Annotated in this window: 5 protein-coding genes and 1 pseudogene; 5 read left to right on the top strand and 1 reads right to left on the bottom strand. The window is 59.7% G+C overall.

All coding sequences use genetic code 11. From position 1 onward, the window contains the following. Positions 1-289 precede the first annotated feature (289 nt). The 3 genes from ACFE0K_RS01420 (at position 290) to ACFE0K_RS01410 (ending at position 8,500) form a co-directional block, all read left to right on the top strand. Positions 290-2,776: a hypothetical protein gene (locus ACFE0K_RS01420; RefSeq protein WP_434534359.1), complete on the top strand. Its 2,487-nt coding sequence runs from the start codon at positions 290-292 to the stop codon at positions 2,774-2,776. Positions 2,777-2,814: 38 nt separating this feature from the next. Continuing rightward, positions 2,815-5,838: a parallel beta-helix domain-containing protein gene (locus tag ACFE0K_RS01415; RefSeq protein ID WP_434534358.1), complete on the top strand. Its 3,024-nt coding sequence runs from the start codon at positions 2,815-2,817 to the stop codon at positions 5,836-5,838. A 265-nt stretch (positions 5,839-6,103) separates the two neighbouring features. Then, complete coding sequence (locus ACFE0K_RS01410; protein WP_434534357.1) at positions 6,104-8,500, top strand: TIM-barrel domain-containing protein; 2,397 nt, start codon at positions 6,104-6,106, stop codon at positions 8,498-8,500. A 98-nt stretch (positions 8,501-8,598) separates the two neighbouring features. On the opposite strand, the gene ACFE0K_RS01405 is transcribed toward ACFE0K_RS01410, so the two are convergent. After that, complete coding sequence (locus ACFE0K_RS01405; RefSeq protein ID WP_434534356.1) at positions 8,599-9,213, bottom strand: lysophospholipid acyltransferase family protein; 615 nt, start codon at positions 9,211-9,213, stop codon at positions 8,599-8,601. A gap of 87 nt (positions 9,214-9,300) precedes the next feature. On the opposite strand from ACFE0K_RS01405, the pseudogene ACFE0K_RS01400 reads away from it, so the two are divergent. Together ACFE0K_RS01400 and acnA are read left to right on the top strand one after the other, a co-directional pair. Further along, positions 9,301-9,810, top strand: a pseudogene (locus tag ACFE0K_RS01400) (M48 family metallopeptidase); the annotation flags it as partial. Between the two features lie 314 nt (positions 9,811-10,124). Further along, positions 10,125-12,869 (top strand): aconitate hydratase AcnA, encoded by a 2,745-nt coding sequence (gene acnA, locus ACFE0K_RS01395; RefSeq protein ID WP_434534355.1) that lies wholly within the window; start codon positions 10,125-10,127, stop codon positions 12,867-12,869. Positions 12,870-13,236: the final 367 nt, after the last annotated feature.

The following is a 13,236-nucleotide window of genomic DNA, read 5'->3' as shown; positions in this document are numbered from 1 at the left end:
GCTATCGCCGCCCTGGTGCTGGGATACCTAACCCTCCCGCTGGATAACCAGCAGGCGGCGTAACCTCCCCTCCCCCTGACCACGCTTTTTGTGGGGAGCGATCAAGCATCGCCTCCCCCACCCTTTCCTCCAGCACCCCTCACGCCTGTAACAAACCCCTCCCCCTTTTTGACAATAACGCTACAGCCTCCCCCAACCCTTTAGTTGTACAAACGTACCAATAAGAACGTACATACCCATAACAACAACGGGGGCCCCGCATCGCGAGGACTCCCTTAAGGGGTTAGCCATGCTACAACTGACCCGGGCTCCGGCCCTGACCGTTTCTGTGTTGCCTTGCTCACTGCTACTGGCCGCCAGCCTTCTGGCCGGCTGTGGCGGTGGTGGCTCCTCCGCCAACACTGCCGCAGAGCAACCGCGCCAGCCCGATACCGAAAATCCGACACCCACACCGGAACCCGGCCCGGAACCGGCGCCAGAGCCGCAACCGCTCAACCGCTATCAGTTCGCCAATGGCTGCTACACCCTGAATAGCGACGGGCGCTTCCTGCAGGCGGACACCGCCAGCAGCGCCTACGGCCTGACCACGGATGCGGCACAAGCCACCGCCTTTACCCTGAAACCTACCGACCTGGGCCGCTATCTGCTGGTGTCCGATTACCAGCGCACCACCGGCAGCACCGGGCAGAAACAACTGCTCGGCATCAGCGACCCGGCCGGAGAGCTGCTGGATCAGGGAGGCAACTTTGTCGGCGAACTCAGTTATCTGGTTGCCGGCCTCGGCGACACCCTCAATCTGGTACTGGACCCGATAGCGCCGCTGGGCGGCTTGCTGCGGGAACTGGGGGAGAGCCTTGAAGGAATCGGTGGCTCCCTGGCTGACACCACCCTGCAGCCATCCCTAGCCATGGTATCCAGCGCCAATGATCTGGCGGTATGGAATCTCAACCCCAGCGAGGGCGACAGTTTCACTCTGGCCTCTCGGGTCACCGGCCTGCTGCTCACCGCCAGCGATAACGGGCTAACCCTCACCTCACCCAGCCTGGAAAATGCCGACACCCGTTTTGTGCTCAACGGCGCTGACGGCTGCAGCGGCTACCCGGAAGCCAAACTGAACGCCACCGTGGCCGACAACGACCCGGCTATTTACCTGAAAGAGGTGGACCGTTTCCGCAACACCCCGGGCATCGATAACGACGACGTGTTCGGTTACGTGGATGCCCATAGTCATATCTCCGCCTACGAATTCATCGGCGGGCGGGTCAACTACGGCGACCCCTTCCACAAATTCGGTGTCGACCACGCTCTCCACGATTGCGCGGAAAACCATGGCCCCCAGGGCCTCACCGGTCTGGTGGAGCAAGTCACCAGCAACCCGGGGCCACACGAGACCCGCGGCTGGCCGGACTTTCCTTTCTGGCCGCGCAACGACTCCCTGCAACACCACCAGAGCTACTACAAATGGATCGAACGGGCCCACCTGTCCGGCCTGAAGATCCTGGTCAATCACCTGGTGCATAACGAAATCCTCTGCCAGATCAATCCGCAGAAACAGAACGACTGCGACACCGTGGCCGCCATTGAGCAGCAGGCGGCACTGATGCATCGCATGGAAGATTACATCGACGCCCAGCAAGGCGGCCCCGGCGAAGGCTGGTTCCGCATCGTCACCAGCGCCAGCGAGGCTCGCCAGGCGATCGGTGAAGGCAAGATGGCCGTGATCCTCGGTGTGGAAGCCTCCAAGGCACTTAACTGTGGGGAATTCCTGGGCGTGGCCGAATGCAGCCGCGAGGAAATCGTGGAGCGGCTCGACCGCCTTTATGCCATGGATGTGCGCAGCCTGTTCCCGGTGCACAAATTCGATAACGCCTTCGGCGGCCACCTCCCGGATCTCTCTGACGGCATCGGCATTGGCGCCGTACTGTACGGCGGCAACCTGCTGGAAACAGGTCACACCGTGGAATTCGAAGAGTGCCCGGACCACGACCACGCGGTGAACGACAGCCCGCTGGCCGATCCGCTGCAACCCTACGGCATTTTCGAGCAGTTGCTGTTCCAGCTGGATTATGTGGGCGAGCGATTCCCGGCCAGCCCGGAAGAGCTGGCCGAACTCGACCCGCGCCGGGGCACCGACCACCTGTGCAACACCCGCGGGCTGACCGACCTGGGCTTCTTCCTGATCGAAGAGCTGGCCAAACGCGGCATGATGATCGAAACCGACCACATCAGCCGCAAGGCCGCTACCGATATCCTCGACCTGACCGCCCCGCGCGGTTACCCGGTGATCAACAGTCACGGCAACTGGGGCAGCACCGAAACCCTGCGTGACCGTGTAGCGGCTCAGGGCGGCATCAGCGCCTCCTTTGGCAGTGTCCGCGACGACTGGGTCGACCAGCTCACCCGCGATGGCAACCGCCCGCGCCCGGATGCCTTCAAGGTGGGCCCCTTCGGCGGCGCCCCCTTTGCCTCCGATGTGAATGGTATCGCCGCCCTGGCCGGCAACCCGGGCACGCCGGACCAGGAAGACAGCCTCTACCCGTTCACCTCCGTGGATGGTCGCGTGGTGTTCGACAAGCAGGTCACCGGTGACCACGCCTTCAGCCTGTACGAAGGGCGTGGTGTGGCCCACTACGGCCTCTACCCGGACCAGATCGCTGACATGGTTGCCCACAGTGATCGCCCGCCGGAACAGATCGACGATGCCATCAACCAGTTATTCACCTCGGCGGAAGCCTACCTGCGCATGTGGGAACGGCTTGAGAAAGCGGCGCAGTAACAATGCCGCCGACACAAAAAAAGACTTTGGGGAATACCATGAAAACGCTAACAGTCCGCTCTCTGTTTTTACTGTTACTGACTGCCTTCATCGTCACCGGCTGTGGTGGCGGGGGTAGCAGCGACCCGGCCAACACCCCCACCGCCAATAGCGGCGATGATGGCGGAGGGAGTAGTGATGGCGGCGATGACGGTGGTGACGGTGACAATCCGGTTACCCCGCCCACCGGGGAAGGCCGCACCTTTATGATTTCCCCCGGCGACAACGCCACCGAAGACATGGTCAACGCCATGATTCAGCTGCGCCCCGGCGACACGCTGCAATTTGACTGCGGCTACTTCGATCTGGATCAGGGGCTGCTGATCCAGGCCACCGAAGATGTCCTGATTGAAGGCTGCGGCAAAGACGACACCGTGCTGTCCTTCAAAAACAGCGCCAACGTCACCGGCCTGGAAGCGCTGAACATTCGCGGCATCACCGTGGAAGACCTGACCATCCTGGATTCGCCCGGCGACGCCTTCAAACTCAAGGGCGTCAAATGGGGCACCCTGCGCAATGTGCGCGCCATGTGGTCCGGTGGCGGCGAGCCGATTACCGCAGACAATTATGGCGACCGGTTGCATGTGGCCTGTACCAACCCGCCTTTCAACGAAGGTGACCCCACCCCGGATTACGTTCCCAGTGCCGCCAGCGGCCGCTACGGCATCTACCCGGTGGAATCGGAAAACATCCTGGTGGAAGGCAGTGAATCCGTGGGCGCCTCCGATGCCGGCATCTACGTGGGTCAGACCAACACCGCCATCATTCGTGACAGCCGTGCCGTCTATAACGTGATGGGTTTCGAAATCGAAAATGTTCAGGGCGGGGAATACGACAACAACGTGGCCGAGTGTAATACCGGCGGCTTCCTGATCTACGATCTGGAAAATATCACTCAGTACGGCGACACCTCGGTGATGCTCAACAACCTGGCCCGCAACAACAATACCTACAACTTCGCCCAGAGCGGGCTAGTCTCTGCGGTGCCGCGCGGCACCGGTTTTATTACCCTGGGCTACGACAACATCGAGGTCTTCAACAACACGTTTGAAGACCACAGCACCGCCGCCGTCATCTATACCAGCTATGAGCTGATTGATGGCAAAGACAAGACCGCCGACAAGAAACTGGACCCGTATACCGAAGGTCTTCATATCCACAACAACGTGATGAAAAACTCCGGTTACGACCTGCCGCCACCCGACCTGGAAAAACTGGCCAACGGTGAAGTGGAAAGCGTGCTGCCCACCCTGATCGGCCTGAAGAACCTGCCCGTCATCAATGATCCTACCCAGTTACTGGGCAGCCTGGACAACATCCTTAACCTGGGCAAAGGCGCCCACATTGTCTGGGATGGCCTGCGTGATGACCTTGATGCGGACTGCCCCTACCCGGTGGACAGCAATGGCGAGCCGGTGCCCATGGACAGCAACGGCAAGCCCCTGCACACCAATGAGCACCCCAACCCGAGCTGTCATTACAACGCCTACAAATTCGATGAAAACAACGAACGTATCCAACCCACCTGGGGCTCCTGTATCCGCGACAATGATTTCTCCGAAGACAGCGAACCCTATCTGAACTTCCACGGCACCGATGGACTGGAGTTGGTACTGGCTCTGGCAGAGCAGGACGTCTCGATCCTCTCGCCCGGTGGACTGCTCGATGCTCTTGAAGGCCTGCTTAATATGCCCTCGGATACTAATCTGTCGGACCATGCATGCCAGGCTCGCTTTGGCAAACTACTGCCTTCACTACCACGGGTAGAGATCCCCCCCTTCGAGCCCAGCGGCGATTTCGATCCTGCCCCGCCGCCAGAAGTGGTAGAGGAGCTCTGTAACGGCGAGGTGGCCAGCGGTGAAATCAATCGCGACGCCCTGGCAGTGAACTGCCCGCGCCTGGAGCAATACAACCTGTTTGCCGATGCCACGGATCCTCGCAGCCTGCCCAACGAAGGTGGCGTCCCCTATGTACTGAACACCAAACTGTTCTCTGACTACGCCAGCAAATACCGGGTCGCCTTCGTTCCTCCGGGCACAAAGGCGGTGTACCGGGACGGTCAGGGCGGCAGCAACCCCAATGGCGGCATCCACTTCCCCACTGGCACCGTACTGGCCAAGACCTTCGCCTTCACCGATGAGGCAAACAGCAATGAAACGCTGGTGGAGACCCGGTTGTTGATCAAACGCCTCAGCAGCAGCGGCAAGCCCTTCTGGGAAGGCCTGCCCTATATCTGGGACGAAGAGGAGGGCAAACCGGTGGCCCGTCTGAGCATGGGCGGCGGCAGCACCCCTGCCAGCTGGCATTACCGCGACAGCGACTCAGGCGCCCTGCTCACCGGCAGCACTGACAACTACTCCGTGCCCAACGCCAACCAGTGCATCACCTGTCATGGCAACGACGACCAGGCCGGCGGCAGCGCCCCTATCGGCCCCAAGCCGCGCAACCTGAACCGTGCCTACAAACCGGAATCCGCCTTCATGGGCAACACCGGCCAGGCCGGCTTCCCGCGCATCAACCAGCTACAGTACTGGACCGACGTGGGCATCCTCAGCGGCACCCCGGAGCTGCAGATCAGCAACGGCGTGGCCACCAACATTGAGCGACTGCCGCACTGGAACGTGCCCGGCGACAGCGGCAACACCGCCAACTCCGATGCGGATGTTGAAAGTCGGGTAAAGGCCTATCTGGAAGTGAACTGCCAGCACTGTCACAACGACAAGGGCGCCGCCTCCAACACGGGTTACTACCTGGATCATTTCCGTGACGTAGACGCCAGCTACGGCATCTGCAAGAAACCCACCGCCACCGGCGGCGGCTCCTGTGGTCGCCAGCATGTGGTGGTCCCGGGCAGCGCGAACAACTCCATCGTCTCCTGCCGCCTGGCCGCGGAAAACGACCCGCAACGGATGATGCCTCCCATCGCCCGCAGCGTGGCCCACGACGAGGCCACCGCCTTGCTGGACCAGTGGATCAATCAGGTGGTAGACAGCAGCTACACCAACGGCAGCGCCTGCAACTAGCGCTGCACTGTTCCCCCTCCCTCCTCCCACCTGTCTCCGGGAGGAGTGTTTGGCCCCTCCCCGCAAGGGGAGGGTTTTTATTTTTGAAATACCGGAAACAACAGCTCACAGAAAACCAGAGCAGGGCTATGTTTCTGGAATGGTGCCATCAACACCGATGCAGGCATTCACTGCTGAGAAGGATTGACCAATGAAAGGAATCAGTACAAAGACGAGACAACGGTGTCGTCGACAATAGCCCAACGAAATGAATGGTGCCCTTATCATGAATAAAAATATGCAACTCATCCTTCTTCTCTCAGGTCTATTGTGGGGATGCGGCAGTGGAGATGACTCGTCTTCTCCAACGTCAATGTCACCCCCACCGTCACCCTCTACCCTGTCTCCCGACATCACGGCCTCTGAACCAGACGCACCCCCGCAAGCAAAAAATGAAACACCCGCCACGACGCCACCTGACAATATCCAGATAGAAGATAGCCCTGAGCTCATTATATTGAGAACAGACTATGGGCACGTGGAAATAAAACGCGCGCCATTGTCCATGAGCTTTTACGACGAGAATGGCAAAAAAGTATTGAGCAGCGACAGGCAGCAACCGCCGGTCCCACTGCTGTTAAGAACACCGCTACCAAGCCGGCTTTTGGGAGGCTGGACCGAGATCATGCCGGAAGCGCCCGCGCTGTATGCACCCTTCACATTTGTTGTTGGCGATCAGTTAAACCTCCAGTTCCCGGCGACCTTCTGGGTCGGAAATATGCTGGCTTCGGCATCCACCGGTGTCGAGTTTCGTCTGACCAATGTGAAAGACGTGTCTGTTGACGGCGATCAGCTGGTATTGCGCGTAGCAACCTCCGACCCCAGCGGGCGTGAGGCACGCGTTACCATCAAGGCCGATGAAAACAGCAGCTTCCATGTCTCCGTCAAGGCGAATCACTTCCTCCGGGAAGTCCCGCTGATCTCAGCCAGTTTCGATTCAAGGCCCGGCGAGGCTTTCAGGGGATTTGGCGGCAGACGCAACAAACTCAATCAACGCAATGAAGCTTTTTTGAATTGGGCTGAAGAGTTTTCACAAACGCCTGAGGAGCTTGAGCCACTGATTGGCGATACGTTCGGCGAACAATACCAGTTTCCCACCGGCCCCCAGGGGGCTTATTACATACAGTCGCTTTTCATTTCAGATCAAGGTTACGGTTTTATGCTGGATCGCGATGAGCTTTCTCATTGGCGAATGGCATCAGACCGCAACGATGCCTGGCGTGTTGAAGTAGCGGGCAGCGAACTGGATTTCCTGGTCGTCCCCGGCAATCAAAAGGAAGTCGTGAGCCGTCTCTCCGGGATAAACGGTCGGCACCGGGTTCCACCACGCTGGTCACTGGGCCCAATGCTGTCTGAAACCATTCAGGAGTTCACAGACACTCCAGAGAATTACACCGAAAAAGTGAATGAGTCATTGGATCAAATCGAAGCATTGGGGCTCCCTATTACCGCATTTGCTTTTGAAGGGTGGGTCGGCACCAAAAAAACAGGCGCCTTCGACGATATTATCCAGCGACTGCGTGCACAGAACATCAAGCCTGTGACCTATTATCGGGGCTTTGTGGGTCAGACAGAGGACGAGCTTGAAGAACCTGAGGTATATCAACAGGCACTATCCCGCGGGTATGTCACAAAACGTGCATCAGGGCTGCCTTACATTTTTGGCTCCCCACTGATGGGTGGCATCGCCGCTCTGATTGATTTCACAAACCCTGAAGCCGTTGAGTGGTGGAAAGCGCGGATCAAGAAAGGTCTCGAAGAAGGCAGCGAAGGCTTTATGCAAGACTTCGGCGAACAGGTTCAGGTTGATATGGTTTTTCATGATGGCAGCTCGGGTATCGCCATGCACAACCGCAATGCTGCGCTGTTCCATCAGGCAACCCGGCAGGCCTTTGACGAATTTGTTGCCGACAACCCGGACAGGGAACCGTGGTTCTTCGTCCGTTTTGGCAACTCCGGGCGTAGAGGCTCAGCACACTACGAATCCGCGAGCTGGCCTGGCGACAACACCGCCGACTGGAGCCGTGCCTCGGGCCTTGGCTCGGTCATTCCTGACATGCTGAATCGCAGTGTTGGCGGAGCCTATGGCTTTGTCACCGAGATTGGCGGCTACATTGATATATTTGGTTCCATCGATTCGGAATTATTGATTCGCTGGGCCAACCATGCGTCCCTGATGCCCGTATTCCGCCAACATGGAGGCCCTGTCAATGGCACTCCCATGCCCTGGCGATTCGACGATCCCGAGGTTGTCGAGCACTACCGCACAGCGATGAACAGGCACATCGCTGCGCAACCGCTAATTTATCGTCTTTGGCAGGAAGCGCTGGCCACCGGCATCCCGATAACCCGGCCGCTATGGCTTGAATACCCGAACGACCCGGAAGCCGGTCGCCAGGACCAGCAATTCATGTTGGGACCGCATGTACTCGTGGCACCTGTGATATCCCCGGGCACTGACGGACGCGAGGTCTATTTCCCGAGCGGTTGCTGGCAGCACCCGGAAACGAAAGAGACCGTTCTTGGGCCACAGACACAATTCATCCAGGCCGCGGTCGCTGAGCTGCCTTACTTCTTCAGCTGCGGAACCCAACCCTTTCCGGTACCGGAAGGCGGTTTCTAGATCGAGGCTGTATAAGGGCGATGAGGGGCGTAACCGAACAATGAGGGCAGATATTGCCTTGTGCCAGGCAAGACCGGCCTCTCATGCTCTGAGGGGTATTAACGACGCTCGCGGATGGCTTTCAACGGTGCCGACAGTCTGTCTGGATGGCGCGGATGAACGCGGGCGTAACATTCAAGAATTTCTGCCATATCCTTTTCCACATCCCCACAAGGCTCAATCACCCGAGCAAAGGTAATTTCCTTTTTCCGGTAATCCGCTGTGGCCAGCACGATGGGAACGCCTGCCTTTTCGGCGATACGATAGAAACCGGTTTTCCATTGTGTGGCCCCACCCCGGGTGCCTTCCGGCGCCACCACCATGACCAGCTTGTCGCGGCTGTTGAACTGCTCCACAGTCTGGTCCACCACACCGGCAGCCTTGTTCCGGTCAATCGGTAGCGCACCCATCCAGCGCAACAGAGACCCGAGCACCCCCTTGAAAGCGCTGTCCTTGATCATCACGTGGGCATCCAGCCCCAGCTGCATCATCGCCGCCAGGGTGAAGATACCATCCCAGTTGGAGGTATGCGGCCCACCAATGATCACCGCCTTGGGCACCTCTGGCATGGGATTGGTTACCCGCCAGCCTGCCAGGCGCAAAAAACCACGGGCAAGCGACCGGGAGAAGGCATTTCCGCGACGGGGATAATCAGAGTCATGGTGTGACGACATGGGATTGTCCATTGCAAAGAGAGCGGCGATCATACCCACACGGCTCAATGATCACATTGGCACCAACGCCAAACGCACCCACGAAGCGATAACCGGCCCATGAATCCCCTGCGTTACCTGACCGGCTACCCCACCCAGATCCAGCAGCAGGCCCAAACCCTGGTGGACCGGGGGCAGCTGGGTGATTATCTGCAACAGCGCTACCCCGACAAGCATGATATTCAGGGGGACAAAGCGCTGTTCCAGTATGCCAACACCCTGAAACAGCAATACCTGCGCAAGGCGCCGCCGCTAGGCAAGGCACATTACGACGCCAAGTTGAAAACGCTGAGTCAGGCGCTGGGCATGCACACCCGGCAAACTCGTATTCACGGCAGCAAACTGCGCAGCCATAACAGCCTGCGCATCGCCAGCCAGTTCAAGGCGGCGCCAGAAGCCTTTCTGCGCATGATCGTGGTCCACGAACTGGCCCACTTCAAAGAAACCGACCACAACAAGGCGTTTTATCAGCTCTGCTCGCACATGGCGCCGGACTACCACCAGCTGGAGCTGGATACCCGGCTCTGGCTACTCTGGCAGGACACCTCAAACGGCTGACAACCCTGCTCTTATAAGCACCTGCAGGTTCTCTTTCCCATCCCTTATCCGCGTCCGACCAACAACCACATAACGTCAAAAGCTCTATATTCAACAATCACTTACATTTCCAGCCACTGATATTGCCAAAGAGCATGCCGGCCAGTTTCATGTCCCCGCCATAAGGGCGTAGTATGAAATGACTTAACGTCATAACGCAGGGTCATCAGTGCCTCGGTTTGTGGCAATGCTGTACTGATCCTGCGCCAGTGTTCCCGCTGGCGGCCGCTCTATCCGCCTGCGCGGGACTCCAATCAGAGCCTAGGAGGTGTGCAGTGACACGGATTGGCCAGGACACCCTGAACAGCAAGAAAACGCTGGAAGCCAACGGCAAGACCTATCATTACTTCGATATCAACACGGTCGCCGACAAGGGCTGGGGTGATCTCAGCAAGCTCCCTTTCTCCCTCAAAGTCCTTCTCGAAAACCTGCTCCGCTTTGAAGACGGCGACAGCGTCACCACCGCCGACGCCGAAGCTGTCATGCGCTGGCTGGAAAACAAGCGCTCCGACCACGAGATCAACTACCGCCCGGCCCGGGTGCTGATGCAGGACTTCACCGGGGTGCCCGGCGTGGTCGACCTGGCCGCCATGCGCGATGCCATCAAGAAGGCCGGCGGCGACCCCTCCCGCATCAATCCCCTGACACCGGTGGACCTGGTGATCGATCACTCGGTGATGGTGGACAAGTTCGGCAACCCCCAGGCCTTTTCCGAAAACGTGGACATCGAATACCAGCGCAACCGGGAGCGTTACCAGTTCCTGCGCTGGGGCCAGAAAGCCTTCAACAACTTCCGGGTCGTGCCGCCAGGTACCGGTATCTGCCACCAGGTGAACCTGGAATACCTGGCCAAGGGTGTGTGGTCCGCCGAGGGTGACGACGGCAACACCTACGCCTACCCGGATACCCTGGTGGGCACCGACTCCCACACCACCATGATCAACGGCCTGGGCGTACTCGGCTGGGGCGTGGGCGGTATCGAGGCAGAGGCCGCCATGCTCGGCCAGCCCATCGCCATGCTGATTCCCGAGGTGATCGGCTTCAAGATCAGCGGCAAGCTGCGCGAAGGCATCACCGCCACCGACCTGGTACTCACCGTCACCGAGATGCTGCGCCGCCGCGGGGTGGTGGGCAAGTTCGTGGAATTCTTCGGCGACGGCCTGGCCGACCTGACCCTGGCCGACCGTGCCACCATCGCCAACATGGCACCGGAGTATGGCGCCACCTGCGGTTTCTTCCCCATCGACGAACGCACCACCGAATACATGGAACTGTCCGGTCGTGATGCGGACACCATTGCCCTGGTGGAAGCCTACTGCAAGGCCCAGGGGCTGTGGCGCTCCAGTGCTGATCCGGACCCGGAATTTACCGATGTGCTGGAGCTGGATCTGGGCGATGTAGTGCCCAGCCTGGCCGGCCCCAAACGGCCCCAGGACCGAGTGCCGCTGACCGCCGTGAAGCGCACCTTCATTGATGTGGTCACCGATACCCTCAAGCTCAATGACGACGAAATCAGCAAGCTGGAAGGCGAAGGCGGCCAGACCGCGGTAGGTAACCACGAACCCAGTGGCGGCCAGGTACCGGTGGTGATCAATGGCCAAAAACACTTCATGAGCCACGGTGATGTGGTAATTGCTGCCATTACCTCCTGTACCAACACCTCCAACCCCAGCGTGATGCTGGCCGCCGGCCTGGTGGCGAAAAAGGCCGCGGAGAAAGGCATGAACCGCAAGCCCTGGGTGAAGACTTCCCTGGCGCCAGGCTCCAAGGTGGTCACCGATTACCTGGACGTGACCGGCCTGCAAAAACCGCTCAACGATATCGGTTTCGATCTGGTCGGCTATGGCTGCACCACCTGTATCGGCAACTCCGGCCCGCTGCCGGAGGAAATCGACAAGGCCATTGCCGAAGGCGATCTGGTGGTGGCCTCGGTGCTCTCCGGTAACCGTAACTTCGAAGGCCGGGTGCACCAGAGTGTGCGCACCAACTGGCTGGCCTCGCCGCCGCTGGTGGTGGCCTATGCCCTGGCCGGTACCGTGAAGATCGACCTGGACAAGGACCCCCTCGGTAAGGACAAGGAGGGCAAGCCGGTCTACCTGAAAGATCTCTGGCCCAGCTCCGAGGAAATCCAGAATGAGCTGGTGAAGATCAACAACAGCATGTTCCGCAGCCAGTACGCCAGCGTCTTCGAAGGGGACGAGGTCTGGCAGAGCCTGCCAATCCCGGACTCCGAAACCTACGACTGGGACAGCAGCTCCACCTATATCCAGAACCCGCCCTTCTTCGACGGACTCACCAAGGAGATGGACGATGTGCAGCCGGTGAAGGAGGCCCGCATCCTGGCGCTGCTGGGCGACTCCATCACCACCGACCATATCTCCCCCGCCGGGGCCATCAAGGCGGACTCCCCCGCCGGCCATTACCTGCAGGGGCATGACGTGGAGCCCCTCGACTTCAACTCCTACGGCTCACGCCGGGGCAATCACGAAGTGATGATGCGCGGCACCTTTGCCAACATCCGCATCCGCAACGAGATGACCACGGATATCGAGGGTGGCTTCACCCGGCACCTGCCCGGTGGCGAGGAAATTTCCATCTACGGCGCCGCCATGCGTTACCAGAAGGACGGCGTGCCCACCGTGGTCGTAGCTGGCAAGGAATACGGCACCGGCTCCAGCCGCGACTGGGCTGCCAAGGGCACCAACCTGCTGGGCGTGAAAGCGGTGATTGCCGAAAGCTACGAGCGGATTCACCGCTCCAACCTGATCGGCATGGGTGTACTGCCATTGCAGTTCCCGGAAGGCACCGACCGCAAGACGCTGAACCTGGACGGCAGCGAGGAAGTGGATATTCCGGACCTGTCCAACGACCTGAAGCCCGGCGACACCGTCACCGTGGTATTCCGCAAGGACGGCAAGGAACAGAAAGTCGAGGCCCTGTCACGGCTGGATACCGCTGCCGAAGTGGAGTACTACAAAAACGGCGGCATCCTGCACTATGTGCTGCGCCAGATGATGTAGGAGACGCTACCAGCTTCGAGCTGCTAGCGACGAGCAGGAACGCGGCAAGCCGTGTTACTTGCTCTGACCCGGGAGGCCGCGCCCGAACATCGGACGCGGCCTCCTGCATTTGGGGCCCCACCGTAGGGTGCACTGAGCCTCAGGCGAACTGCACCACCCTACCCTCGCCTCCCGTAGGAGCACCGCTTGAGGTGCGAACCGAGCGTAGCGAGGCGACAGAGGCAAAGGTCTGTCCGCCGTTCTTTCTGGAACCTGTCGAACGCTGACATTCCTGATCGCACTGCGGGCGATCTCCGCCCAAGCCCGGTTCGCACCTCCTACGCGCCGAGCCAAGAGAGCGCCTTTATCCGCTTCACTCACCCTTCGG

It is taken from the genome of Alcanivorax sp. (assembly GCF_051117345.1).
In the GTDB taxonomy this organism is placed as follows: Bacteria; Pseudomonadota; Gammaproteobacteria; order Pseudomonadales; family Alcanivoracaceae; genus Alcanivorax.
This window is presented reverse-complemented; position numbering and strand designations above follow the sequence as displayed.

Bases quoted from the DNA above. Each gene is read 5' to 3' on its own strand.
- ACFE0K_RS01420 (WP_434534359.1), top strand. From the start codon at position 290: ATGCTACAACTGACCCGGGCTCCGGCCCTGACCGTTTCTGTGTTGCCT.
- ACFE0K_RS01415 (WP_434534358.1), top strand. From the start codon at position 2,815: ATGAAAACGCTAACAGTCCGCTCTCTGTTTTTACTGTTACTGACTGCC.
- ACFE0K_RS01410 (WP_434534357.1), top strand. From the start codon at position 6,104: ATGAATAAAAATATGCAACTCATCCTTCTTCTCTCAGGTCTATTGTGG.
- ACFE0K_RS01405 (WP_434534356.1), bottom strand. From the start codon at position 9,213: ATGTCGTCACACCATGACTCTGATTATCCCCGTCGCGGAAATGCCTTC.